We start from the raw sequence: 24,303 nt of genomic DNA on the forward strand, positions 1-24,303 counted from the left end.
GATTGCGGTCAAAATGCTGCGCATCATCAAACACCGGAAAGAGGAGCTGGGCGACATGTCACAGGTTTCTGCCCAAAAGCAAGCTATTCGAGATGGTCGCGACGGACCTTTGCAGGTCGGATCCATCGGAGCGAGCCACCGTAGCCGAAGAATCCGCGGTGAAAAGGCCTAGCGAAACAGCTGTATCCGGGTTAGTTGATCGGCCTTAATGACCGAGCCCGGTGACACTGCAGCCAACGCGCACGAGATCAAGGCTGGACTTGTCCGCCTGTTATCAGGGCGGATCCGCGAAATCTCCGACGACCCTCGGCAGATGCGGGATGTCGTTTACGAATTGGCCCGCATCAAGCTGCTGGAACAATTCACCCAGGCCGATGCGCGGGAAGCACGAGCGCTCCAACAGGTCCTCGAACGCGCCATCCGGGAGGTCGAACGGTCCTTTGACCAAAGCGAGCCGTCCTCACCGGCAAAGACTGCCGCCACCGTCGTGGCGAATTGTCCGTCGGCCAATGCCCCTGTTCCCCCGCCCATTCCGGCGCGGCCTGCTTTGGCTTCACCGGCCGCTCCGAAGGCCGCGGAAACGCCACGCGGACCTGCGGCACTGCCAAGATCGCTGGACCAACTCAAACGAAGCGGCGCCTTTAAATCTCTCGTTCGATTGACCGCCATCCTCCTGCTCATTGCCGGCGCTGGTGCCGGTGCCGCCTATTGGCTGCGTCTGAGGACACAAGTGACCGAATTGTCGCAGATGGCGCTGCCGTCCGTGCGCTCACCGAAAAGCTCGGAGCCTCAGCCGACCGCCATCCCGACTCCCGCGGTGGGCGAGACCGGTGAACGCCGGCCGGAAAGCCCAAAGGAGCCGGCGCAAGCTGCACAACCGTCGATGCCTTTGCCGACGACCTTCGGCGTCTACGCCTTGAGCGAGGGCCAGCTCCATGAGCTCAAGCCGGTGCCCGGAAAGATTCCGGACCGGCGCGTCGCGATCTCGGCAGCCATCAACACGCCGAGCGCGACCACATTGACGGACGGCGATGTCAAATTCATCGTGTTCAGGCCCGACGGGGGTGTCGATCCAAGCGGGACCGAAGTTCGGGTGGTCGCGAAAGTCTCCCGGGCGATGGGCGTCGATGCCACCGGGAAAGCCGCCATGATCAGCGCCGGCGATTCCTGGGTCATTCGTAGCATGTCCTACCCCTACAAGGTAGGCCCGGTCGAAGACCAGTCGAGAATGCTGTTGCTCCAACCAGAGCAGGACGGGTTTACGCTCGCCCCCGGCCGCTACGTCGTGGTGGTCAAGGGCATGGGCTACGACTTCACGGTGGCCGGAACGGTCACTGATCCCAATCAATGCGTCGAACGTATCAATGCAACGAACGGCGCGTTCTACTCGCCCTGTCCGCCGCCCCGACGCCAGCAGCCGTAGCCATCTGTTGTTATTTGGCCGGCTTGTTGTCCTTTGGCGCGTCCGGCGGCATGTCGTCGACCTTGCCGTTGTTGGCGACGCATTTTTGGAAGTATTCGCGCTTCTCCTTGGCCGTTCCCTTGGTGCTCCCCGCCGCGGGGTTGCCGATTTGTCTGGGCGGAAAGGCCTTGGCCAGCGCCGCATCGCATGCGCGCGCCACCTCGGCAGTGATGGCCGAAGCCGTCGCCGGCGCGGCCAGTGTCAAAGCACCTGCCAATCCAATCAACGTCCGCAAATTCTTGACCGGCACCTCTTCGCTCCTTCAATTCGTGGATGCTTGCCGGGACCATAGCAAAAAGGATCGCAGCACCAAACGGCAAAGCGGTGCCGAATTGTCACGCGGCCGTAGCCACGCGGCGCAGGGCTATGCATTTGAGAGTGTTTCCTGCGGCCATCCTTCGAGACGCCCGCTTTGGGCGGGCTTCTCAGGATGAGGAGGGAGCGCGCGGAAGCAGTTTCAAACGGGCGCCGACGCCGATTATCTGGTTCACCTCTGCCTACGGGAGAGGTGCCCTCCTCGGCTCGCACCGATCCAACCAAAGCTCATCTCGCTTTAGCTGTTGAGCTGCGGCGGTTTGAAATCCGGAAAGCGCGTGAGCATTGCGGCCTTGACGAACTTCAAGTGAGCAATGCTGCTTGCCAATTCCTTGAGCCGTCGCTGGCCATTCGAGATGTCGGCCGCGAAGAGATCCTGATGATAATTGTCGAGCGGCTCTCGCTCGAGATATTCATCGGTGCCATTTCCGAAGGTGACGGACGCACGCGCGAGGGCATCATCAACACGCCGGTTGAGGCCGGCCTGCTCCCGCTCCGCATCCTGCAATGCTGTTTCAATCGCCGCCAGGACGGCACCGATCCGCACGCGGTCGGTCTCGGCATCACGCTCGACAGAGCGCGCCTTAAAACCCTTGTCCTCGCGGCGGGAGCCGAGAAGATTGTGTGCGCGCGCTCTCAGGAACAGCTGAAACATTTGGGCCATCCCACATTCGAGATCAGGCGGCTACCATCGGTCAGACATAGTTAACAAAGCCTAAATCCTGCGCCCGCTCCGCCCGGCTTTGTTCGATCCATGCCCGCCAGGCTCGTTCGTGCCTGGAATAGAGATCAAGCCAGCGAAGTTCGGCCGCGGCGGCGGCTGCTTCGCTCACGTAAATCTCAGACGCAAATTGCAACGTATCGTTCGGTGAAAGATCAGCGCTTCGAACTCCGCAGTTTCCTGCAGCGAAAGGCCGATCAGGACACGACGCCCTTGTGCGTCGACGAAATACCTACGGGGCGCATTGCGCCTTTGATCAATCATCTCGAATGGCCCTCATTCATGATCCAAGGCCCTGGAAGATCTTTCAGCCGGCGATCAAAGCTACGAACAAACGCGACCAAAATGAGGACGCAAGTCGCGCCCAGCAACACAATCAAATACGCCATCTACGCCTACCCTGCGAGCCGCAAAAATCGAGATGACTAAACTCTCGCCACAAACTGATCCGCCTTAAGTTGCCTTTCCGAAGCGCTCAAGGATCGCGCCGCGTTAACCTAACTGCACATGGTTATTTGACGTTGCCACAACATCAACTCCAACCGAAACGTCGCGCCATGTTTTTGCCATCACGACGGACGCTCGCTTTGCCTGACTCTCATCGAGGCCGGCGTGTAGGGCGCATAGAGACGATATCGCGCTGATCGCTTGCGCGAGCGCCACGCCCGCACACCATAGCCGCAGCAAAAGCCAGCTGCAAAAATCGAAATCAAAGCCAGAACTGCAAGCATTTGGAATGTTCCCAGTTTTCGGAACGCTCCTCCCGGTCCATTTCAACGTGATGTCGTGACGACTTCAAGATCATCGGCGCTGAAACTTTTGTCAGACGAACATGAAGTTTGTGCAACGTGGTGCTTGGATTTTGGTCGTCGGCGAGAAAACCTAGGGCCGGGAGGATGACGAAATCTCTCATTGTTCAAGAGCGGATCCCGCCGGCGATGCTAACCCTGTTCACCTCGGCAAGCAGCCTGAGCCACGCGCACCGGTGGTCGAGCGTGTCTGTACTCTGCGTGATGACGTCGCTTCCGACAATTTTTTCGCACGCGGCTGCTGGCGATTGCAGACACTGACGAAACTTCCGTGGTTATACGGAGCGTCATGCACCAACTTCATCCCGGTAAGGTTGAGCAGTTAGCTTAATCCGCGTTGTTTGTTGCGAAGTCTCGCATTTGGCTTATCCATCTTCGCACCGGGCTCCCCCAAGCCCGGCCCCACCCAAGCAAAGCCGTCGAGCGAACGTGGGTCGCTTGGCGGCTTTGTCTTGTGTCGACGAGAGGATCATTTCGGTTATGGCGCGCAAGCCCTGGTCGTTCAAGGAAGACCGCCGGCTCATGGAGCTGGCCAAGTCGTCGGCTTCGCTGGAAGAGGCCGCGAAAGTTCTCGGGCGCTCGCCTGATGCGATCAAGCGCATGGCATTGCGCCTCGGTCTTTCATTGAAGTCGAAGGGGGGCAAGAAGTCCTAGCCGCGGAAGCGCGGCAGCGCTCGCCTTGCGCCTCGCAGCCGACCTCCCCGCGCTGCGGTGCGCGCGAACGACGTCGCGGGCGAGCCGAACAGGTGATCCCATCCTCGACAGCGCCGCAACACGCCTTCGACGTGGCCACAGCTTCATCCCGGCGGGCGGAACCAAACCAACGCTTGGGTGTTGATGCCACACTTCACAGCGAGGCCTGGCGGTGCTCAACTTGGCCATTTCCGCGATGTTGATTTGGCTGGCGATCAATATCGCCTTCGTGGTGCTTCGGCTCCGGACCCCCCGCCATTCGGCCACGTCCCCCATCCACAGGCCCAGTTCACCCTATCCCGACGTGATTCCTCTGCGCCATCGCCTCGGGCGGTGATCGGCGATAGAAGATCTCGCCCCAGGGGTCCGTTCGGCTCGTTCAACCTAAAGCGCGATGAGATCAGGACCAATCGTCATCGCGCTTAGGTTATCGTTTGAGCATGATCTTTTCGGAAAACCGCTTCGCACTTTTCCGGATCACGCCTTAGTTGTTGGTCTTCTTCTGGGAGCCCATCCCGGAGCTGGTCCCGTAATTGGGCGTCCCCGTTCCTTTGAACGCGCCACCCATGCTGTCCGAACCGGAATTCGTTCCAGTGCCGCTGCGGGTCGCCGAAGTGGGCTGCGTGCCCGCTGGCCGGTCTTTGGTTCCCTGTGCCGAAGCCGCAGAGCTCCCGACAATTAGCGCCAGGAGAAGGATGCTTAACGTCCTGATCATACTGCTCAACTTTCCATGCTCGTTTCTAGTGCTTGCGCCGCGAGACCATCGGCCAACCATCACCCGGGTAGGCCCCGCGCCGGTCCGCCCGTTAAACTCTATCTTAGCCCGCGCTGGCTAGGATCAATTCTCCAAGCCTCGCCTCATTTCGCCTGACCCTGATGAAACGACTGCGACCGAACCTTCCGTTTGCGGCGCTCGTGCTTGCGAGCACGATGGCGTTCGCCTTGTCCGGCCATTTCGCCGCGGACGCCGTCATTCGCCACCAGCAGGCGCATCAGCTGAACGAGTTGACCGAGGTCGTTCTGCGGCGCTCCGAATTGGCCGTCGATTTTGCTGCGGCCAGCCTAGACGAACTCCCAAAACGCAATCTCGCCAGCTGCGAGCCCGCGGCGTTGCAAGCCATCCGCCTCCACGTCTACCAGCGCTCGGCGATCAAGGACGTCCGCCTCGTCAAACCGGATGGCTCGGTGATCTGCTCGGCCTATTCCGAGACGCTCGAGTTCGACAAGGGATGGGCGGGTCGCCATGACATGCTGCCCTCGCGCGACAAGGCGCTGTCGCTGTTCCGCGTGGAGCAGTTCGGCGGCGACGCCTTGGGCGTGCTCAGGGACATCAATGACAGCTCCGCCCTTGTCGCCATTGTCGGCATCAATGCCAGCCTGTTCGACATCATGCCCGCCGAGCTGCGCGCGCACAGCGAGGTGACCCTCACCTTGAGCAATGGCGAGAAGCTCGGCGAATTCCTGCTCGATGCCGACAGGCCGCTGGTGAGACCAATCAGCTTCGAGAGGCATTCCACGCGCTTGCCGCTTGATGCCACGATCCGGCTCGAGCACGCGGTGCTCTCGAGCTGGAACAGCGAGGCTTATTGGCCGGCGCTCGCAGTCGCCCTTGGCCTTGGCACACTCTTCGGCATCCTGCTGGCACGCAGCCGCCGGATGGAAGGGCCGGTCGCCGATCTCGATCGCGGATTGGCGGCTGGCGAATTCAAGCCATACTACCAACCCATCTTCGAGCTCAGGGCGGGCCGGATCACAGGCTGCGAGGTTTTGGCGCGCTGGGTGCGCCGAGACGGCTCGGTCGTCCCGCCGATGAACTTCATTCCGCTCGCCGAATCCAGTGGACGCATCCAGGCGATGACTTGGCAGATCCTGAGATCGGCGCTGTCCGACCTGCAGCCAATGCTGAGGGCGGACAAGACCTTCAAGCTGTCCCTGAATGTCGTGCCCAAGCAGCTGCTGAGTGCCGGCTTCGTCGAAACGCTGCGTCGCACGGTCCTGACGGCCAGGGTCTCCGCGCGCCAAATCGTGGTCGAAGTCACCGAGCGCGACGAGCTCGACGATCTTGCGCGCGCCGCGGCGGTTGTCGCCGACCTGCGAGACCATGGCTTCCGCGTTGCCATCGACGACGTCTGCGTCGGCCATAGCGGACTGTCCCGATTGAAAGGCCTCGGCGCCGACACGATCAAGATCGACAAGTTCTTCGTGGACACGATCACCGTGGACGCGTCGACGACGACGATCGTGGAAATGCTGGTGGCGCTCGCGAGGGACCTCCATATGACCGTGGTCGCGGAAGGCATTGAGACGGAGGAGCAGCTCCGCGCGCTGGTCGCATCCGGCGTGGAAGAGGGCCAGGGCTATCTGGTGGCGCCTCCGCTTCCGTTCGCCAAGTTTAGTGAGCTCGTCGAGTGCCGGCGCGCGGCGCAATCAGGCGCGGCGGTGTCAGATGATACGGCTTTGGTGGCGTAACGGCGGCGCGAGCTTTTAACGATATTTTCTGCTTTCGAGCCAGACCGGCAACCGACCGGCTATGCTGGTGCCATGCGCAGAAACCATCTCATTGCAGCCGCGAGCATCTGCCTTGCCCTCATCGTCTACGCCACGCTGGCGAAGCTGGCAGGAAGACCCGCGCTCCTGGGGCATCACGAGGCGTACTGGGTCGTCGTGATCGAGCGCTTCAGTGCCTATGGGCTGCTCGGCTTCCTTCTTTCCTTCTTGCTGCCAGGACGGCTCGGTTTGGCTTGCTCGCTCGTCATCGCGGTCGCGATGGGGCTGGAGCTGATGCAAGCGTTGATACCCGATCGGGATCCGGGCTTTCTCGACGTGCTCCAGAAGGCGGCAGGAGGCACCGTCGGCGTCATGCTCGCCCAAATGATCCTGGCGTTCTTGCCCAGACCGCCGTCCTGAAGCAACCGGTATCGCTTCAGCAAGATCACCGTTCGGACGCACAACCGGTCCTTACTTCATCATCTGGCCGCGCAATTCACCGCCCGGGTTCGCGGCCGTATGGATGTTTGCGTACCATTTTCCGGCCAGTAGATCTGCCGCCTGCGCGTCGGTGAGCGTGGCACTGCCTTGGATTGGGCTTTGCACTGTCTTGAACGGCAAGACGATGCCGGCGTTCTTGCCGGCTTCGCCGGGGCCATGGAAATGCGCGCCCATTGCCGGTCCCGTAAGCCCGGCATAGGTGACGGTGTAAGTCAGAACTTTCGTTTCACTGTCGTAGCTGGCTTCTGCCTTGCCCGATCCGGTCGAGCTGTTCGGAGGCACTTCATTGCTTCCCTTGAGCTCGGCTTGCAGCTTCACGACTTCCGCGTTTGCCGTCCCGCTCGTCGCAATGACGCTTCCAATGAGCGCGAGCGTTCCCAACAGTGCCACCGACGCCCGACACCCGGCTTTGCTCATGCATCCCTCCTGCGGACTTCGCGACCCATCGGCAGTGAACACCGACGACAGCCGGAAATTCCGCCACAGAGCTTATGCTGATTCGGGACGAACGCGGGAATTAGCCTTCGGCGTAGGCCGGAACACGCGGAGGCTCAGGCCGCTCCACGCCTGTTGTGGAGCTGGGTGGGAGCCAGGAGTTCGGCCATCTGCCGATGGGTGTTGTGCAGCGCCTCAATGGCGCAATCCAGATCGAAATCCGCCTCACGAACGGCTGCAAAGAACTTGGCCGTCAGCGCCAGATCGAGTTTGACGCGCGTCGTCCCGTCGCGACTCTTGCGGCGATCGAGCGACAAATGGATGGCACGCTCCCTGGCCTCCATTGCGCCGCAGCCGCAAAGCGCACCGAGTTCGTCGTATGTCATCCAGATTTGAGGCATCTTCTTCCACCACACTTGATCGGCCGCGAGGCTAGTTCTCGCGTCTAAAGGCAGGGGTGCTGCAGCGCGGCCGCGGTGTGATTTCGAAACAATAGTGTCAATGCAATGCTAATGATCGCGGCGGGCACCCGTGGAGCTGCGCGGATGATGGTCGATTTGGCTTTCACCTAGGCGGGCCCGCCGTGAACGGATGCCGCGGCCGGGAACGGCTGTCGGGCCCCTTGGGCAGCTTGTCGGCATTGAGCTTCACGACCGCGCTCCTGACATCGGCAGCCGGGGCATCTTCCTGACTGTAGATCAGCGTAGCCTCGAATTTCACGTCAGGCGCTTGTTTCGCCGTTCCGGAGCAGGTCGCCATAGCGCCGCTGAAGACGCCGGAGAGATAGACTTCGACCTCGTCACGCCCGAACACGGTCGGCGGGCCGTCGGCATGCCGGCGCGTGGTCAGAACGGCCGTGAAACGCTGGTCGTCATCGAATTGATAGGAGCCGCCATAGGTGAAGAAGCTGTCACTGCCCGAAATCCGGCCCTGGGCCAGATGCACGATACCGGTGCCTTGCGCTTGTGCGGTTCTGAACCACGCCGCGTATTTGCCTTCTTTCAGCATGGGAACATCCGTCGTGATTTTCACCCGTATTTGCAACGAACCTGTGGGGCGCGACAATGGCTGGCGCGGCGCGCATTCCGCCACGGTTAACACGCTGCGAAGTCAATCATCAAAATTCTGCCGGCCGCGAGGCGAAGCCGGCAGCGACGTCAAAACAGTTCTATGCCGTCGTGCCCCTGCCTTGATACCCCGTCGCCGATTTGAACCTCTTCCTGATAAAGTGCACCAATATCAAAGAGTGATTCTGGTCACACTTGCCTGGGCGCCCCGCTGCTACGCATCGGACCGGGACGGGGACCGGTAGAGCATCGTCGAATTGGATGAGAATTCCCATGAAAAGCCTGATCGGCGCCCTTGTCGGCGCGTTCTGTATTGCGGCCCCCGCCCTGGCGGAGACACCCGCCGCGATTGTCGAGGATGTGCAAGGCAAGGTCGACGGCGTCGAGTTCATGGACTATGTGGCGCCGGGCAAGATCATCAAGCTCGGGCCCAAGACCAGCGTTACCCTCAGCTATCTGAAATCCTGCTTGCGCGAAACAATCAGCGAAGGCGTCGTCCTGGTCGGCACTGAACAGAGCACCGTACAGCTCGGCGACGTTCAGCGCGCCAAGGTGCCCTGCGATACCAAGGCGGCGCAGCTCTCCGAACGCGAGGCCAACCAGAGTGCCGCGACCACCTTCCGGACCGTGCGGTCCGATGCCAAGGGGGCTCCGTCCAAGCTGCCGACGATCTATGGCGTCGCGCCGCTGGTCCAGGCCAAGAGCGGCAGCACGCTCGTGATCGAGCGCACCGACGGCAAGGAACCCACGATCAGCGTGCCGCTCAAGAACGACGTCATGATCCGCGGCAAATTCTATGACTTTGCCAGGGCCGGAAAGTCACTGACCCCGGGCGGCAGCTATCTCGCCATTCTCGGCGCCAAGCGTTACGCCTTCCAAGTCGACGCCGGCGCGACGGCATCGCCTACCCCGGTTATCGGCCGCCTGCTGCGGCTCGAATAGACGGACCTAGCGAGGCCGCGATGCGGCGGATCGGCAGGCGGGACATCGTTGCGGCGATCCTGATTGCGCTCCTCGCGGGCGCGATCGTCATGTCTCCGCCGCTTCAGATGCTGCAAGGCCTGTCGCTCGACATCCTCACCGCGCTGCGCGGCAAGCTGATGGGTGAGCGCCGCGATCCTGCAATGTCGCCGGTCGTTGTAGTCGCGATCGATGCGGAAACCTACGACACGCCGCCCTTCAAGGGATCGCCGACGCAAACCTGGACGCGTGAGATTGGACGGGTGCTCGGCAGCATCACCGAGGGCGGCGCAAAGGTCATTGGCTTCGACGTCATCTTTCCGAGCTCGATCGAGCAGTCCGAGATTCCCTTCGGCGACGCGCCGCTCGGCACCCGCATGAGGGGTTTCGATCGGGATTATCTGATCGCCCTGCGGCAAATCTCCGACAGCGGCAAACTGGTGCTCGGCGAAATCCTGAACAACGAACACCCGGAAGTGCCCTATCGCGCACAGCAAGTGGCCGTGCGCAATACCATCCGCGCGCTCAACGTACACACTGATCCCGACGACGTGATCCGGCGCATGCCATTGAGCTTTGCCATCGAGGGCAAGCCTGTCCCCGCGATGGCGGTCGAGCTGGCTGCGCGTGCGCTTGGCGCAAAGCCTGAGATTGCGCCGTCCGGCGCGACCGAGTTGTCCGGCTATGCGATCCCGAGCGCGATGCCGAATACAATCACACTCAACTTTCGCGGGCTGGGACGCGACGTCCCGACCTTCTCCTTCGCCGACCTGCGCGCCTGCGTCGAGAAGGGCGATCGCGATTTCTTTCGCCGCGCCTTCGACGGCAAGGTCGTGCTGCTCGGCACGGTCCTGAATTTCGAGGACCGTAAGCTCACCTCGCTGCGCCTGTCTGGCGGATATGACGGCACGCCGGCGGCGCGATGCGCCCTGCCCGCGCCGGAGCGTGGCGCGCAACGCCCCCGCAGCGATGTCGCCGGCGTCTTCGTGCACGCCACCGTCGTTCGCAACTTGATCGAACGCGACGCCGTGACCGAGCTCGGCTTTCCCGCGCGGAGCATTCTCACGATCCTGTTCGCGCTCGTCATCGCTTGCGCCGCCTGTGTGCTTGCACCGAGCGGCGCCCTGATCGCCTGGCTCGCCCTCACCGCCGCTTACTCCGCCGTGGCCGTCGGTGCGTTCGTTCACGCCCTGGCACTGCCGCTGACCGAGCCTGCGCTCGCAAGCCTTGCCGCGCTCGCGATGATGATCGGCTACCGCTTCGTGCTGGCCGATCGCGACGAGCGCTTCCTGCGCAAGAGCTTTGCGTTCTATCTCGCGCCTGAAGTGATCGACACCATGGTTACATCCGGCAAGATGCCGGCGCTCGGCGGCGAGATGCGCAACGTCACCATGTTCTTCTCCGACCTCAGCGGCTTCTCCTCGATCGCGGAGACGATGACACCTGGCGAGCTTGTGACCCTGATGAACGAATATCTGTCCGCCATGACCGACATCATCGAGGCCCATCGCGGGTACGTCGACAAATATATCGGCGATTCCATCGTCGCCATGTTCGGCGCCCCGGCCGACGACGTTGCACATGCGCGCAATGCGGTGCGTGCCGCGCTGAAATGCCACCAGAAGCTCGCAGAGCTCAACGCCAACAATGCCGCCTTTGCGGGCCACGGCCTGTCGCATCGTATCGGCCTCAACAGCGGCGAAGCCGTGGTCGGCAACATCGGCTCGCGCCGCCGCTTCAACTACACCGTGATGAGCGACACGGTGAACGTTGCCTCGCGGCTCGAGGGCGCCAACAAATATTACGGCACCGCGATCATGGCCTCCGAAACCACGATGGCGCAGACCGGTGACACCTTCGCCTGGCGCGAGCTCGATGCGATCAGGGTGTTGGGACGCGGCGAGGCGGTCAGGGTGTTCGAGCCGCTGGCGGAGAGAGGCGCGGCGAGCGCCGAGCAGGCGAAGGTGGCCGCAGCGTATGCGGAAGGCTTGGCCTGCTGGCGGGCCAGGGATTTTGTGAAGGCGGCCGAAGCGTTCGAGAGCGCGGCGAAGATCGATCCCTCGTCGGCGCTATTCGCCAAACGCGCCAGAATGCTGATCGCGAATCCGCCCGCGTCTGATTGGACACCGGTCAACATGCTCGAGGGGAAGTAGCAGTTGATCGCTCCCCTCCAGGGCAGGGTAAACGCGTGCCACCCTAAACCGGCAGCTCCGGCAGGCGCGCATCGGGAGGAAGTCTGACGACCTCGGCCTTTGTTGGCCGGCACGCCACTTACCTTCGTATATGGTGTCCTATCCTTTGGATAGAGGCCGTTTACCTCAGTACAATTGAGCACGGAATGCGCGCGCTCTAGCGTGACTGCATTCGGCGCCCTGGCGCTGGTGGCATGAAACCTCCCTGACCTTCGCGCAAGACGGCCACCCCTGTCCGGTCGTCTGCGCCGCTTTTTTCAGCAAGCCATCGCCAGCTTTTTTTCGAAACTGGAGATTTGTGCACAATGTCTTCCCTTGAGAAGATCGCACTCTTTATCGATGGCTCCAATCTCTATGCCACCTCCAAAGCGCTCGGCTTCGACATCGATTTCAGGCGGTTGCTCAGCGAGTTTCGAAGCCGAGGTGCACTGTTGCGCGCCTTCTACTACACGACCGTCATCGAGGATCAGGAGTTTTCCTCAATCCGCCCGTTGATCGATTGGCTCGATTATAACGGATACACCGTCATCACCAAGCTCGCCAAGGAGTTCGTCGACGCCACCACCGGCCGCCGCAAGGTGAAGGGCTGCATGGATGTCGATCTCGCCGTGAGTGCGATGGAGCTCGCCGAACACGTCGATCAGATCGTGTTGTTCTCGGGCGATGGGGACTTTCGTTCGCTCGTGCAAGCCCTGCAACGCGGCGGTGTCCGCGTGACGGTGGTCTCCACGCTCTCCACTCAGCCGCCCATGATCGCCGACGACCTGCGCCGACAGGCGGACGTATTCCTCGATTTGGCAGACCTGAAACCAAAAGTGGGGCGCGATCCCGCCGACCGGCCCCGCGAGCTTCGGCAGCCACCGCAATTCCTCGCACGCGGATCGATCGATCGGGGCGACCGGGTGGAATGATCCTGGGACGGCCGCCGGCACCGTCGAGCACCCTGCTTTCCAGCGTCGTGCGTTCGCCCTTGGTGCTCGGCGTCACCAGGACCTCCGAAAAGTTCTCCTGAAGATGTCGAAGCCGGCCATCGCGCGCGCGCGAAGGTTGGCCGAGCTGCCGATGTTCATGGCGAGCCAGCGCGAGACTGTCGCGGCGAGGGCTGCCGCTTGAGCCGGCCCCCCTTACGAAAACCTGATTCCCGCCAAACCCACTGGTTGCGCGAGGGGAGCCACGCTAAAATCGCCCCATGACAGTGACCGACATTGCGAGCCGAACCTACAATCACAGCTGGCGGCTGGATCCCATCATCCGCAGCCTGCTCGATACCGATTTCTACAAGCTGTTGATGTTACAGATGATTCGGGAGGATTACCCGAATCAGCAAGTGACCTTCTCGGTCATCAACCGCTCGCGCCATGTGCGTCTCGCCGAGATCATCGACGTGGGCGAGCTGCGCGCCCAGCTCGACCATGCCCGCACAATCCGCTTCACCAAGAAGGAGCTGATCTGGCTTGCCGGTAACACCTTCTACGGCAAGACCCACATGTTCTCGGCGGACTTCATCCGCTGGCTGGCCGAATTCCGCCTGCCCGAATACGAGCTGCGCAAGGTCGAGGGCCAGTACGAGCTGCATTTCCACGGGCCCTGGACCCACACAACGATGTGGGAGATTCCGGCACTCGCCATCCTCAACGAGCTGCGCTCGCGCGCAGCGATGAAGGGCCGCGGCCGCTTCGAGCTCGACGTGCTCTACGCCCGCGCCAAGGCCAAGCTGTGGACCAAGGTGGAGCGGCTGCGCAAGCTGGAAAACCTCCGCCTGTCCGACTTCGGCACCCGCCGCCGTCACGGCTTTCTCTGGCAGCGCTGGTGTGTAGAGGCGGTGAAGGAAGGCCTCGGCTCGTCCTTCATCGGCACCTCCAACGTGCTACTCGCGATGGACAACGATCTCGAAGCCATCGGCACCAACGCGCATGAGCTGCCGATGGTCGCGGCCGCGCTCGCCAGGGACGACGAGGAATTGCGCTGGGCGCCCTATCGCATCCTCGACCAGTGGCGCCAGACCTATGGCGGCAACCTTCTGATCGCGCTGCCCGACGCCTTCGGCACGAAAGCTTTCCTGCGCGATGCGCCGGAATGGGTCGCCGACTGGACCGGCTTCCGCCCCGACAGCGCGCCGCCGATCCAGGCCGGCGAGGAGATCATCGCCTGGTGGAAGAAGATGGGCCGCAATCCCAAGGACAAGCTGCTCGTCTTCTCCGACGCGATGGATGTCGGCTCGATCGAGGAGACCTATCACCACTTCGCTGGCCGTGTGCGGCTCTCGTTCGGCTGGGGCACTAACCTCACCAACGACTTCGTCGGCTGCACGCCGGACGGCTCGTTCAATCTCGATCCGATCTCGCTGGTCTGCAAGGTTTCGTCCGTCGACGGACATCCGGCCGTCAAGCTCTCCGACAATCCGGAGAAAGCGACCGGCCTGCCCTCGGAGATCGAGCGTTACCTGCGCGTGTTCGGCGATGCCGGACGCGTGCGCAAGCCGGTGCTGGTCTAGCAGCGGGCCAGGTTTCTTTCGATCCGGTAAACCGCGCACGATGAATACGAGGCTTTGGTTCGCCGATGCCGCGCCAGTTCCGATTGACCAGTATTTGACGCGATCTGCGCGCATCCACTTCACAGCACCTTCACCCTGGGTGCAGTCGCTCGCGTTTTCAGGTCGAGTTAAGCAACATTCTGCTCTAGTTCGCGTTGCAGGCCAACGCTCCGCTGGGATCGTTGATCGATTTGGGGAACGCAGGGTGTTTCGTAGAACAGCGACGTCGAGGAAGGGACACAATCTCCTTCACGTCATCAAGCTCGTCTCGCCTTTCGTTATGGTCGTCGTGCTCCAGGCGGCAATCGCAGGATTCAGCCTCGAGGTGATGTCCTCGGTCCGCGCCTATGTCGCCGGCGAAGCGTTGTGGTCGCGCTCGCAGAAGAACGCTGTTTACTTCCTCAATCGCTATCTGCATTCGGGCGAGGCCAGCCAGTTCGCGCAATATCGGGCCGCGCTCGCCGTTCCCATTGGCGACCAATTCGCGCGCTGGGCGGTCGAACGCGACCCGGTCGACGTCGAGGTCGCCCGCATCGGCTTCCTGCAAGGCGGCAATCATCCCGATGACGTTCCGGGACTGATCTGGCTGTATCGCTACTTCAACCGTGTCAGTTTCCTCCAGGAAGCGATCCGGGAGTGGGCTGCCACCGATCCCATGCTGCTGGAGCTCAGCGTGTTCGGCGAGGTCATCCGGTCCGAGTTGGAGAACGGCCCCATTCACAACGACGGTCGCCTGCAATTCCTGTCGTCGCGGCTCTCGGAGCTCAATACCCAATTCACGCTGCATGCCAAGCGGTTCTCCACTGTCCTCGGTGAAGGCTCTCGTGCCATCAAGGTGACGCTGACGTGCATCAACATCGTCACCGCCGCGACGCTGATCCTGCTCCTGATCTGGCATACGCGGCGGCTGGTGCTGCAACGACAGGCGTTCGAGGAGGCCTTGCACGCCGAGAAAGAGCGCCTGGCCTGGCAGGCGTCGCACGACTGGCTGACCGGCCTGTCCAACCGCCGCGCCTTCGAGGCGAGCCTGCAGAGCGAGTTGGACAATGCCGCCGCGGGTCCGCTGGGACTGATTCTGCTCGACCTCGACCAGTTCAAGAGTGTCAACGATACCTGCGGCCACCTCGCCGGCGACCGCCTGCTCTGCCAGGTCTCGCGCCTCCTGCAACAGGACCGGCATGCGCGTGATCTGGTGGCCCGGCTCGGCGGTGACGAATTCGGCCTGATCCTGCCGCGGTGCCCGCCCCCGAATGCCGTCGATATCGCCGAACGGCTGCGCCGATTGTTCGAGCTGTTCAATTTCGCCTGGGACGACCGTTGCTTTGCGGTGACCGCCAGCATCGGCGTCGCCTGCATCACCGACCGCAACACTACGCTCGAGGATGCGATGCGGCGCGCGGATGCCGCCTGCTACCGTGCCAAAGAGAAGGGACGCAACCGGGTTCAGGTCGACGGCGTAAGGCCGGATGTCCTCGCCGCGGCAGCCCGGCCGCGCGAAGCGGCGCGCGCTTGACGCTGCCCGCGCCGTCACCGCCGCGGCAAGATTCCTAGGCCGGCGAGATGGGCGTCGAGGAACTGCTCGATCTGCTGACGCAGCATCTGCGGCGGCACGGCCACCATCCGCTCCTCGAGGCCGAGCGAGATGATTCCATGCACGGCCGAAAACAACGTACGCGACAAGAGCGCGATCTCCACGTCATTCGCGTCCGGCAATAGCCGCACCAAGGGTGGATGCATCAGTGCGAAGGCGTCCATGACCATCTGAAGGATGTCGTCCGGATAAGGGCGATCGTCCTCCATCCGATGCTCGAACAACGAGCGCAGCAAATTGGCGTGCTCAGCAAAGAAGTCGAGATAGGTCGCGGCGAGGCCATAGAGCTGACGAACGGGATCCTCGGCAGGAACTCCGCGGAGCCGCGTCGTGAGCGCCTGAACCGTCTCCCGATTGACGGTCAGGATCACCCCATCGAAGTCGCCGAACTCGTTATAGACGCTGCCGACCGAGCAACCGGCGGTCTCCGCGACATCGCGAACCTTCAATGATCTCAGCCCCTTAGCTGAAATGATGCTGCGGGCAATCTCCACGATCTGGAGCCGGCGCCGACTTTTTTTCTGCTCGCGCAGCGATTCTTCTTGAACATTGTTCATTTTCAAGCTACTCATTTTGAACATTGTTCAAATAACCCGGAGACCTGCAAAATGCAAACCCTCGCTGTTGATATCGCCGCCACCTTCGTCAATGACGCCGCAGCTCTCGTGACCGGCTTTGGCCGCGCCCTGCTGCGGTTCGCCATGACCCCGATCGATCGCGTCGCAAATGCCTGCGACATCGCCGGCGTGCTTACTGAGCGGCGCGCGACCTTCCGGATGTGGCGCGCCAACCGTGCCCGTGCGCGTCTCGAGGGCCGCCGGTTCAGCCTGCTCGGCCGCCTCTCGCCCTTTCGCCACCTTTCCCATCTCACCTGAGACAGGCACAGCCGGCACGTTCCGATCGGCTCGAATGCAAGATCCGGTTGCAACGAAGGACTCACCATCTCCGGACATTGACGGTCGATCTGGCGGACTTCGGCGATGCGGTTCAGCTTTTCCTCAGAACCGGCGCGATACTCGGCAAGCGCGGCCATCTCGCCCGAACTGCGGTCGCGCTCAGATATTTGCGAACCTAACGAGACCACTTGGAGACCAACAGGATCGGAAGGATCGAGGCGACAAGGCAGGCCGGCAACCGTCGTCACCCTGCAATCGTTCATCCCATACCCTTCCGGTCATGACGCTTCACCGACAACGTAAATCTCAGGCGGCCTTTCTAAAACAGGACTAGTCATGATCAGGGAATTGATGTCGTCACGCCGCTTCGCGCCGCTGTTCTGGGCGCAATTCTTCTCGGCGCTCAATGACAACGTGCTCAAGAACGCGCTCGTCATCATCCTGCTTTACAGTGCCGCGACCGGCCACGGCGATGCCCTGGTGACGATCGCAGGCGCCGTCTTCATCTTCCCCTATTTCATCCTGTCCGGGCTCGGTGGCCAGCTCGCCGACAAATACGTCAAATCCGTCGTCGCAAGGCGGCTCAAATTCGCCGAGATCTTCGCCGCGTGCTTTGCGGCCGCCGGCTTCTTCCTGCACTCAGTGCCACTGCTGTTCGCAGCGCTCGCGCTGTTCGGCATCATCGCCGCCATGTTCGGCCCGGTGAAGTATGCCATGTTGCCGGACCAGCTCGAGCTCGGCGAGCTCGCGACCGGCAACGCACTGGTCGAAGGCGCAACCTTCATGGCGATCCTGCTCGGCACCGTCGCCGGCGGCCAGTTCGTGGCCGGCTCCGCGCATATGGGCTGGGTCGCATCGGCCGTGGTCGTGCTGGCCCTGTTGTCCTGGGCCTTCGCCTCCCGCATTCCGGCGACCACGCCGTCTGCGCCCGATCTGCCCGTCACCGCCAATCCGTGGACCTCGACGCTCAGCCTGCTTAGGAGCCTGCACGCAGACCATCGGCTGTGGGACGGCACCGTGATCGTCTCCTGGTTCTGGCTCGTCGGCGCCATCGTGCTGTCGCTGCTGCCGGCGCTGGTCAAGGACGTCGTGGGCGGCACCGAGGGCGTGGTGACGCTGTGTCTTGCGATCTTCGCGATCGGCATCGCCGTCGGCTCGCTGTTCGCCGCCAGCCTCAGCCACGTTCGCCCGAACCTCGCTCTCGTGCCGATCGGCGCCATCATCATGGGATGTTCTGGCCTCGATCTCGCCTGGGCCATCAGCGTGACCACCAGGGGTCAGGACATCACCGCGGCCGGTTTCGCAACCTCGTTCGCGGGCTTGCGCATGATGATCGACTTCGTCGCCTTTGCATTCGGCGGTGGCTTGTTTGTCGTTCCCTCATTTGCGGCTGTTCAGGCCTGGTCGGCGCCGTCCGAGCGCGCCCGCATCATCGCCGCCGGCAACGTGCTGCAGGCGGCCTTCATGGTGGTCGGCTCGCTGTTCGTCGCGCTGCTGCAGGCGGCCGGCTTCCATGTCGGCTGGATCTTCTTCGGCCTCGGAGTCGCGAGCTTCGGCGCGGTGTGGTTCGTGCTGACCAAGTGGGGCAAGGAAGGCGTGCGCGACTTCGGCGGACTGCTGTTCCGCGCGCTGTTCCGCACCGAAATTCGCGGGCTCGAAAACCTGCCGCCATCAGGCACGCGCATGCTGATCGCGCCCAACCATGTCAGCCTGATCGACGGTCCGCTGCTGCACGCCGTGCTGCCGATCGACGCCAGTTTCGCGGTGGATACCGGCATCTCGAAGGCCTGGTGGGCCAAGCCGTTCCTGCGCGTGGTCAAGCACTACACCATGGATCCGACCAAGCCACTGGCTGCACGCGACCTGATCAAGCTCGTCGCCGCCGGTGAGCCGGTCGTGATCTTCCCGGAAGGACGCATCACCGTCTCGGGCTCGCTGATGAAGGTCTATGACGGCACCGCGATGATCGCCGACAAGGCCGACGCGGTGGTCGTGCCCGTCCGCATCGAGGGCGCGCAACGCTCGCATCTTAGCTATCTCAATAGCAGCCAGATCAAGCGCTCCTGGTTTCCGCGGGTGACGGTCACCATCCTGCCGCCGGTCAAGCTTCCAGTCGACCCGTCGCTGAAGGGCAAGGCGCGCCGCAACGCCGCCGGCAGCGCGCTCCAGGACGTGATGATCGATGCTCTCGTGAAGAACGCTATGCTCGATCAGACGCTGTTCGAGGCGCTCGGACACGCCTATCGCGACCGCGACACCGGCAAGGTCATCGTCGAAGACGCGCTCGGCACCAAGCTGACCTATCGCAAGCTGATTCTTGGCGCGCAGGTCTTGAGCCGCAAGCTCGAGGCAGGCACCGCCGCCGGCGAGAATGTCGGCGTGCTGCTGCCGAACTCGGCGGGCGTCGCCGTTGTCTTCATGGCGCTGCAAAGCATCGGCCGGGTGCCTGCCATGCTCAACTTCTCCGCCGGCCCCGTCAATGTGCTCGCCGCCATGAAGGCGGCGCAGGTCAAGACCGTGCTGACCTCGAAAGCCTTCATCGATAAGGGCAAGCTCGACAAGCTGATGGCGGCGATCTCCGCAGAGGCGCGAATCGTCTATCTCGAGGATGTCCGCGCCTCGATTGGCGTGACCGACAAGATCAAGGGCCTGCTCGCAAGCACCGCGCCGCGCGTCAGTCGCCAGGCCAACGATCCGGCCGTGGTGCTGTTCACGTCGGGCTCGGAAGGAACGCCCAAGGGCGTGGTGCTGTCCCATCGCAACATCCTCGCCAACGCGGCGCAGGCGCTGGCGCGGGTCGACGCCAACGCCAACGACAAGGTGTTCAACGTGCTGCCGGTGTTCCACTCGTTCGGGTTAACTGGTGGAATGATGATGCCGTTGCTGGCGGGCATTCCGATCTACATGTATCCCTCGCCGCTGCATTACCGGATCGTGCCCGAGCTGATCTACCAGACCGGCGCCACCATCCTGTTCGGCACCGACACGTTCCTCACCGGCTATGCACGCTCGGCGCACGCCTACGACTTCCGCACCCTGCGCCTCGTGATCGCCGGCGCCGAAGCGGTCAAGGACCGGACGCGTCAGGTGTTCATGGAACGCTACGGCATCCGCATCCTCGAAGGCTATGGCGTCACCGAGACTGCGCCGGTGCTGGCGATGAACACGCCGATGGCCAACCGTCCGGGCACCGTCGGCCGCCTGTCGCCGCTGATGGAAAGCCGGCTCGATCCGGTCCCCGGCATCGAGGACGGCGGTCGCCTCTCGGTGCGCGGACCGAACGTGATGCTCGGATATTTGCGGGCTGAAAATCCCGGCGTGCTCGAGCCGCTGGCAGACGGCTGGCACGACACCGGCGACATCGTGTCGATCGACGCGGCCGGCTTCATCACCATCAAAGGCCGCGCCAAGCGCTTTGCCAAGATCGCGGGCGAAATGGTCTCGCTCTCGGCGGTCGAGAGCATCGCGACGACGCTGTGGCCACAGGCCGCATCGGTCGCCGTCTCGATCCCGGACCAGCGCAAAGGCGAGCGCATCGTGCTGCTGACGACGGAGAAGAACGCCGAGCGCAGCGCGATGCAGGCCCAGGCCAAGGCGATCGGAGCGTCCGAGCTGACCGTTCCCGCGGCGATCATGGTGGTCGACAAGGTGCCGCTGCTCGGCACCGGCAAGACCGACTATGTCACGGCAACAACAATGGCCCGCGAGCAAGCGTCGGCACCGGAGCGCGAGGTGGCGTGACGACCGATCGGGACAAGCCTCTCAAACGCTGGCTTCGCTACGCCGCTCCTGCGCGTAACGCACCAGCGCCGCGAAGCGATAGATGCCGTGCACGAACTTGCCATAGGGCATGGTGATGAACAGCGCGAACACCGCGCCGAGATGCAGCGCCAGCAGCGGCCCCATCGCAGAGGTCTCGCGCAGGAGCAGAAGAGCCATTCCTGTGATGCCGGTCAGGAACAGCATGGCGATGAAGCCCACGTCCATGCCGTAGCGGCTCTCGTCGAGCAACGCTGGATCGCGGCGCATCTTGGCGGCGAAGAGCCCGATCGGTCCAATGATCAGGCCGATGCCGCCGAGCGTGCCGAGCACGACAGGCAGGTCCCACCACGGATAAGGCGCCTCCCAGCCGAGCCCATAATGATACAGCGTGGCGACCGACGTCGCGGCAAAGCACAGCAGGAAGCCGTAGAAGGTCAGGTGGTGATAGAGCTTGCGCCGGTCGGTCGGCCTGTCGTCTTCGTTGTAGCAGCCGATGCCGCCGCCATGGAGGTAGCGCAGCTCGCCGGCATCGCGGATTGCTTGAAAAATCGAACCGCCGTCGGCGCGGCCGGCAATCGGCGGACCGATGTCACGCCAGAAGGCGCGCACGCTCAACACGAGAGCGAGGATCGCATAAAGGAAGGCAGCGCTGAACAGCGCGGCCATGGCGTTGTGCGGCATCAGCCTGTAGAAGGCGCCAGGACCGCTGTGCACGCCGAACAGCACGCTGCGGTCGTTCCAGATGGCGAAGCCGAGGATGAAGGCGGCCATGCTGAGCGCGGCGATGATGCTGATGACCAGACCGTTGCGGGCAAATGTGCCTGATAGCGCCTGCGGCCAGGCATAGGCTGCGTAGGACTCGGCGCGCGCAATTGCCAGCGTCTTCGGAACGTTGACGTTGAATTCGTGCGGCGGCGAAAATTGGCAGTCGACATAGCAGGCGCCGCAGCCATGGCAGAGATTGGCGAGATAGTTGAGATCGCCGTCGGAGAAGGCGCGCCGCATCTCCATGGCCGGAAACACCGCGCACAGACCCTCGCAATAGCGGCAGGAATTGCAGACCGTCATCAGACGGTCGGCTTCGTCCAAAATCCTAGTTCCGTGCATGTTTCGCCGCTTCCCGTCCTGCGATCCGCCCGAACACGCTGCCGATGGTCATGCCCATGCCCGCGGCATAACCCTTGCCGAGCACGTTGCCGGCCATGATCTCGCCGGCCGCGAACATGTTAGCCGACGGCCTGCCGTCAGCCATCAGCATGCGCGCCTCCTTGTTCACGCGCGTGCCGAGATAGGTGAAGGTGATGCCGGGCCGCACCGGATAGGCCAGATAAGGCGGCGTCTCGATCCTCCGCGCCCAATGGGTTTTCTGCGGCGTGATGCCTTCGGTGCGGCAATCATCGAGGATGGTGTGATCGAAGGTGCCGGGCTGCACGGCGGCGTTGAATTCGGTGATCGTCTTCTCCAGCGCGGCCGGATCGAGATCTAACTTGCCGGCGAGCTCGGTCACCGTCTGCCCGGCGATCGGCGGAAACAGCGTCGGCATGAAGCTGGTGACCACGGTCGAGTCGAAGATGATGTAGGCGATCTGGTCGGGCTGCGCCGCGACCAGCCGGCCCCAGATCGCGTAGCGCTTCGGCCAGATGTCCTCGCCTTCATCGTAAAAGCGTTGCGCATGCTTGTTGACGACGATGCCGAACACGACGGAGTCATGGCGGGTGATGATGCCGCCGTCGAATTTCGGCGCACGGGCGTCGATCGCGACCGCATGGCACTGTGTGGGATCGCCGACCTCCTGCACACCCTTATCGAGCAGCATCTTCAGGATCGAGCCGCGGTTATAGGGCGTGCCCCGGATCAGGAAATTGTCGGCGGCCTCGCCCCAATATTGCTTCAGCCATTCGATGTTGGCCTCGAACCCGCCGGCCGCCGCCACCAGCGAGGGCGCGCAGATCTCGGTCTCGCCGTTGATCGGCCGCTTGAGGCGGGCGGCGAGGAACATGCCATCCTCGATCACCAGGTCGATGACTTCGGCGTCGTACTCGACCTCGACGCCGAGCTGCTCGGCGGTGAGATAGAGCGCATTCAGCATCGCTCGCCCGCCGCCGAGGAAGAACGAGTTGGTGCGGCCGAGGCTCAGCGTGCCGCCGAGGGAGGGCTGCCAGCGCACGCCCTGCTCGACGATCCAGTTCAGAATGTCCTTGGACTCCCGGATCATGTGACGGGCCAGCACCTCGTCGGTCTGCCCGCCGGTGACGCGCAGCAGGTCCTCCCAGAACTCCTCCTCAGTGTAGGGGCCGGTCAGGATTTCGGTCGCGGCATCATGGGCGCAGCGCATGTTGCGGGTGTGACGGGTGTTGCCGCCGCGATAGAATTTCGGCGCCCCCTCGAGCACCAGCACCGACGCCCCATTGCGGCGCGCGGCGATAGCTGCGCACAGAGCGGCATTGCCGCCGCCGATCACCAGCACATCGTATTTGCTGCCCATACCCTCTGCCCGATGGCACGCGAGACTAGAGACAATCCGCCGTCAGCGGCCATGTCCAAGCATGACCATTGTTGCGTAGTTTTGTATACAAAGATATACATAGGCGGCGCAAGCGGCATCTCTGCCTGGGCAGGATGCGTCGCGCCGCGAGGACGACATGGCCAGACGCCCGGCAAAAACAGGCGGAACGATCGCGCGCGGCGGTGGCGTCGCCCTGGGCGAAGCGGTGTTCCGCTCGCTCTGCGAAGCACTGCAGGCCGGCAGCTACCGTGCCGGCGACCGGCTGCGCGAGGAGGAGGTTGCGCAGCGGCTCAAGGTCAGCCGCACCCCGGTTCGCGAAGCCCTGGGACGCCTCGCGGCACGCGGCTTCGTCGAGCCGGCCGGCGGCCGCGGGCTGATCGTGCGCAACCTCGACATCTCCGAGGTGCTCGAGCTCTACGCCATGCGCGAGATCATGGAAGGCGCCGCTGCGCGCCTGGCCGCCGAGCACGCCTCGCCCCCGGAGATCGAGGCGCTCAGGGATATCGAGCAGGCTTTTGTCGAGACCTCCGCGAGCCACACTGCCGAGCTGGCGCGGCTCAACCGGGCCTTCCACGAGGCGATCTGCCGCGCCGCGCGCAACCGCTACCTCGACAGCGCTTCGCGCGAGTTGCAGGATTGGATCGCCCTGCTCGGACTGACCACCTTCACCGTGACAGGCCGCCCCAAGACAAGCCACGGCGAGCACCAAGCCATCATCGGCGCTATCGCTGCCCGCGACGGCGACAAGGCCGAGCAGCTCGCGCGCGCCCATATCCGCGAGGCCCTACGCTGCCGGCTCAAGCTGCTGCAGAAGCAATAGGCGCGAGGCGCCTCAGGCAATCACGTCCGCGACGATCGCCTTCAGAACGTCGCGCACATCAGCCGGCCTGAGCCGCACCTGCAAGCCGCGCTGGCCGCCGTTGAGATAAACCTGGTCATGCGCGAGCGCGCTCTGCTCGAGCACAGTGCGCACCGCCTTCCGCTGCCCGAACGGACTGATACCACCAACCTTGAAGCCGGTAAGGCGCTCGGCCTCTGGCGGCTTCATCATCTGCGCCGACTTGTCGCCGACGGCCGCGGCGAGCTTCTTCATCGAAACTTCCTGATCGGAGGGAACGATGACGCAGACCGGCTTGCCGTCCACCAGCGCCATCAGCGTCTTCAACACGCGCGCCGGGTCTTCACCGAGCGCGGAGGCGGCCTGGAGCCCGATGCTCGCGGCGTCGGGATCGTAGTCGTAAGTGTGGAGGGTGAAGGCAACTCCGGCGGCCGTGAGTGCGCGGGTGGCTGGGGTGACTTTGGACATGAGTCACAAGTACCACCGTCATGGCGAGGAGCGAAGCGACTAAGCAATCCAGAATTCTACCGCGGAG

The 24,303-nt window shown here is 63.1% G+C and carries 22 protein-coding genes; 12 read left to right on the forward strand and 10 right to left on the reverse strand.

The features are described from left to right. Positions 1 to 334: 334 nt before the first annotated feature. Entirely contained in the window at positions 335 to 1,423 is a 1,089-nt protein-coding gene (locus IVA87_RS14435) for a hypothetical protein (protein WP_247305285.1), read from the forward strand. 10 nt (positions 1,424 to 1,433) lie between these two features. Here the strand turns inward: IVA87_RS14435 and IVA87_RS14440 are convergent, their stop codons facing one another. From IVA87_RS14440 to IVA87_RS14450, 3 genes are all read right to left on the reverse strand, one after another. Then, positions 1,434 to 1,712, reverse strand: coding sequence for a hypothetical protein (locus IVA87_RS14440; RefSeq protein ID WP_247305282.1), 279 nt, complete (start codon positions 1,710 to 1,712; stop codon positions 1,434 to 1,436). Between the two features lie 303 nt (positions 1,713 to 2,015). Then, a complete protein-coding gene (locus IVA87_RS14445) occupies positions 2,016 to 2,432 on the reverse strand; it encodes a hypothetical protein (RefSeq protein WP_247305279.1) in 417 nt (138 codons plus the stop codon). 40 nt (positions 2,433 to 2,472) lie between these two features. Continuing rightward, a complete protein-coding gene (locus IVA87_RS14450) occupies positions 2,473 to 2,610 on the reverse strand; it encodes a hypothetical protein (RefSeq protein ID WP_247305274.1) in 138 nt (45 codons plus the stop codon). A 1,177-nt stretch (positions 2,611 to 3,787) separates the two neighbouring features. Here IVA87_RS14450 and IVA87_RS14455 point away from each other — a divergent pair. From IVA87_RS14455 to IVA87_RS14465, 3 genes are all read left to right on the forward strand, one after another. Beyond that, positions 3,788 to 3,961, forward strand: coding sequence for a hypothetical protein (locus IVA87_RS14455; RefSeq protein ID WP_247305272.1), 174 nt, complete (start codon positions 3,788 to 3,790; stop codon positions 3,959 to 3,961). Positions 3,962 to 4,876: 915 nt separating this feature from the next. After that, entirely contained in the window at positions 4,877 to 6,469 is a 1,593-nt protein-coding gene (locus IVA87_RS14460; protein WP_247305269.1) for an EAL domain-containing protein, read from the forward strand. A gap of 72 nt (positions 6,470 to 6,541) precedes the next feature. Beyond that, positions 6,542 to 6,907: a VanZ family protein gene (locus tag IVA87_RS14465; RefSeq protein ID WP_247305267.1), complete on the forward strand. Its 366-nt coding sequence runs from the start codon at positions 6,542 to 6,544 to the stop codon at positions 6,905 to 6,907. Positions 6,908 to 6,958: 51 nt separating this feature from the next. Here IVA87_RS14465 and IVA87_RS14470 read toward each other — a convergent pair whose 3' ends face one another. The 3 genes from IVA87_RS14470 to IVA87_RS14480 all read right to left on the reverse strand — a co-directional run bounded on the left by IVA87_RS14470 (position 6,959) and on the right by IVA87_RS14480 (position 8,431). Beyond that, entirely contained in the window at positions 6,959 to 7,405 is a 447-nt protein-coding gene (locus tag IVA87_RS14470) for a CHRD domain-containing protein (protein ID WP_247305265.1), read from the reverse strand. 134 nt (positions 7,406 to 7,539) lie between these two features. Continuing rightward, positions 7,540 to 7,824 (reverse strand): hypothetical protein, encoded by a 285-nt coding sequence (locus IVA87_RS14475; protein ID WP_249817593.1) that lies wholly within the window; start codon positions 7,822 to 7,824, stop codon positions 7,540 to 7,542. Positions 7,825 to 7,987: 163 nt separating this feature from the next. Then, positions 7,988 to 8,431 carry a hypothetical protein gene (locus tag IVA87_RS14480; RefSeq protein ID WP_247305262.1) on the reverse strand — a complete coding sequence of 148 codons (444 nt, stop codon included), beginning with the start codon at positions 8,429 to 8,431 and terminating at the stop codon, positions 7,988 to 7,990. A gap of 332 nt (positions 8,432 to 8,763) precedes the next feature. On the opposite strand from IVA87_RS14480, the gene IVA87_RS14485 reads away from it, so the two are divergent. From IVA87_RS14485 to IVA87_RS14505, 5 genes are all read left to right on the forward strand, one after another. Further along, on the forward strand, positions 8,764 to 9,432 hold the full coding sequence (locus tag IVA87_RS14485; protein ID WP_247305260.1) for a hypothetical protein: 669 nt from the start codon (positions 8,764 to 8,766) through the stop codon (positions 9,430 to 9,432). 20 nt (positions 9,433 to 9,452) lie between these two features. Then, on the forward strand, positions 9,453 to 11,603 hold the full coding sequence (locus IVA87_RS14490) for an adenylate/guanylate cyclase domain-containing protein (RefSeq protein ID WP_247305259.1): 2,151 nt from the start codon (positions 9,453 to 9,455) through the stop codon (positions 11,601 to 11,603). A 344-nt stretch (positions 11,604 to 11,947) separates the two neighbouring features. Further along, entirely contained in the window at positions 11,948 to 12,553 is a 606-nt protein-coding gene (locus tag IVA87_RS14495; protein ID WP_247305257.1) for an NYN domain-containing protein, read from the forward strand. A 278-nt stretch (positions 12,554 to 12,831) separates the two neighbouring features. Then, positions 12,832 to 14,136 carry a nicotinate phosphoribosyltransferase gene (pncB, locus tag IVA87_RS14500; protein WP_247305255.1) on the forward strand — a complete coding sequence of 435 codons (1,305 nt, stop codon included), beginning with the start codon at positions 12,832 to 12,834 and terminating at the stop codon, positions 14,134 to 14,136. A gap of 244 nt (positions 14,137 to 14,380) precedes the next feature. Beyond that, positions 14,381 to 15,688 carry a GGDEF domain-containing protein gene (locus tag IVA87_RS14505; protein WP_247333979.1) on the forward strand — a complete coding sequence of 436 codons (1,308 nt, stop codon included), beginning with the start codon at positions 14,381 to 14,383 and terminating at the stop codon, positions 15,686 to 15,688. Positions 15,689 to 15,702: 14 nt separating this feature from the next. Here the strand turns inward: IVA87_RS14505 and IVA87_RS14510 are convergent, their stop codons facing one another. Continuing rightward, positions 15,703 to 16,323: a TetR/AcrR family transcriptional regulator gene (locus IVA87_RS14510; RefSeq protein ID WP_247305250.1), complete on the reverse strand. Its 621-nt coding sequence runs from the start codon at positions 16,321 to 16,323 to the stop codon at positions 15,703 to 15,705. Positions 16,324 to 16,374: 51 nt separating this feature from the next. Between IVA87_RS14510 and IVA87_RS14515 the strand changes: the two genes are divergently transcribed. Then, positions 16,375 to 16,641 carry a hypothetical protein gene (locus IVA87_RS14515; RefSeq protein WP_247305248.1) on the forward strand — a complete coding sequence of 89 codons (267 nt, stop codon included), beginning with the start codon at positions 16,375 to 16,377 and terminating at the stop codon, positions 16,639 to 16,641. 357 nt (positions 16,642 to 16,998) lie between these two features. Next, positions 16,999 to 20,403, forward strand: coding sequence for an acyl-[ACP]--phospholipid O-acyltransferase (locus IVA87_RS14520; protein WP_247333981.1), 3,405 nt, complete (start codon positions 16,999 to 17,001; stop codon positions 20,401 to 20,403). 21 nt (positions 20,404 to 20,424) lie between these two features. On the opposite strand, the gene tcuB is transcribed toward IVA87_RS14520, so the two are convergent. Both tcuB and tcuA read right to left on the reverse strand, forming a co-directional pair. Further along, positions 20,425 to 21,531, reverse strand: coding sequence for a tricarballylate utilization 4Fe-4S protein TcuB (gene tcuB / locus IVA87_RS14525; RefSeq protein ID WP_247305244.1), 1,107 nt, complete (start codon positions 21,529 to 21,531; stop codon positions 20,425 to 20,427). Next, the gene (gene tcuA / locus IVA87_RS14530) at positions 21,518 to 22,909 is read right to left on the reverse strand and encodes an FAD-dependent tricarballylate dehydrogenase TcuA (protein WP_247305242.1); all 1,392 of its coding nucleotides are present in this window, start codon (positions 22,907 to 22,909) and stop codon (positions 21,518 to 21,520) included. Before tcuA ends, tcuB begins: the two co-directional genes overlap by 14 nt. 157 nt (positions 22,910 to 23,066) lie before the next feature. Between tcuA and IVA87_RS14535 the strand changes: the two genes are divergently transcribed. Then, a complete protein-coding gene (locus tag IVA87_RS14535; protein WP_247305240.1) occupies positions 23,067 to 23,750 on the forward strand; it encodes a GntR family transcriptional regulator in 684 nt (227 codons plus the stop codon). Between the two features lie 12 nt (positions 23,751 to 23,762). Here IVA87_RS14535 and ybaK read toward each other — a convergent pair whose 3' ends face one another. Next, positions 23,763 to 24,236, reverse strand: a complete 474-nt coding sequence (gene ybaK / locus IVA87_RS14540; protein ID WP_247305239.1) for a Cys-tRNA(Pro) deacylase — start codon at positions 24,234 to 24,236, stop codon at positions 23,763 to 23,765. Positions 24,237 to 24,303 lie beyond the last annotated feature (67 nt).

Origin of the sequence: Bradyrhizobium sp. 147, from assembly GCF_023073935.1 — a bacterium.
GTDB lineage: Bacteria > Pseudomonadota > Alphaproteobacteria > Rhizobiales > Xanthobacteraceae > Bradyrhizobium.

What these genes read in the sequence shown, in the direction of transcription:
- IVA87_RS14465 (WP_247305267.1), top strand. Translation starts at nt 6,542, where the DNA reads ATGCGCAGAAACCATCTCATTGCAGCCGCGAGCATCTGCCTTGCCCTC.
- IVA87_RS14535 (WP_247305240.1), top strand. Translation starts at nt 23,067, where the DNA reads ATGGCCAGACGCCCGGCAAAAACAGGCGGAACGATCGCGCGCGGCGGT.
- IVA87_RS14475 (WP_249817593.1), bottom strand. Translation starts at nt 7,824, where the DNA reads ATGCCTCAAATCTGGATGACATACGACGAACTCGGTGCGCTTTGCGGC.
- IVA87_RS14515 (WP_247305248.1), top strand. Translation starts at nt 16,375, where the DNA reads ATGCAAACCCTCGCTGTTGATATCGCCGCCACCTTCGTCAATGACGCC.
- IVA87_RS14490 (WP_247305259.1), top strand. Translation starts at nt 9,453, where the DNA reads ATGCGGCGGATCGGCAGGCGGGACATCGTTGCGGCGATCCTGATTGCG.
- IVA87_RS14495 (WP_247305257.1), top strand. Translation starts at nt 11,948, where the DNA reads ATGTCTTCCCTTGAGAAGATCGCACTCTTTATCGATGGCTCCAATCTC.
- ybaK (WP_247305239.1), bottom strand. Translation starts at nt 24,236, where the DNA reads ATGTCCAAAGTCACCCCAGCCACCCGCGCACTCACGGCCGCCGGAGTT.
- IVA87_RS14520 (WP_247333981.1), top strand. Translation starts at nt 16,999, where the DNA reads ATGATCAGGGAATTGATGTCGTCACGCCGCTTCGCGCCGCTGTTCTGG.
- tcuA (WP_247305242.1), bottom strand. Translation starts at nt 22,909, where the DNA reads ATGGGCAGCAAATACGATGTGCTGGTGATCGGCGGCGGCAATGCCGCT.
- IVA87_RS14470 (WP_247305265.1), bottom strand. Translation starts at nt 7,405, where the DNA reads ATGAGCAAAGCCGGGTGTCGGGCGTCGGTGGCACTGTTGGGAACGCTC.
- IVA87_RS14510 (WP_247305250.1), bottom strand. Translation starts at nt 16,323, where the DNA reads ATGAACAATGTTCAAGAAGAATCGCTGCGCGAGCAGAAAAAAAGTCGG.
- IVA87_RS14480 (WP_247305262.1), bottom strand. Translation starts at nt 8,431, where the DNA reads ATGCTGAAAGAAGGCAAATACGCGGCGTGGTTCAGAACCGCACAAGCG.
- IVA87_RS14485 (WP_247305260.1), top strand. Translation starts at nt 8,764, where the DNA reads ATGAAAAGCCTGATCGGCGCCCTTGTCGGCGCGTTCTGTATTGCGGCC.
- tcuB (WP_247305244.1), bottom strand. Translation starts at nt 21,531, where the DNA reads ATGCACGGAACTAGGATTTTGGACGAAGCCGACCGTCTGATGACGGTC.
- IVA87_RS14455 (WP_247305272.1), top strand. Translation starts at nt 3,788, where the DNA reads ATGGCGCGCAAGCCCTGGTCGTTCAAGGAAGACCGCCGGCTCATGGAG.
- IVA87_RS14460 (WP_247305269.1), top strand. Translation starts at nt 4,877, where the DNA reads ATGAAACGACTGCGACCGAACCTTCCGTTTGCGGCGCTCGTGCTTGCG.
- pncB (WP_247305255.1), top strand. Translation starts at nt 12,832, where the DNA reads ATGACAGTGACCGACATTGCGAGCCGAACCTACAATCACAGCTGGCGG.
- IVA87_RS14445 (WP_247305279.1), bottom strand. Translation starts at nt 2,432, where the DNA reads ATGTTTCAGCTGTTCCTGAGAGCGCGCGCACACAATCTTCTCGGCTCC.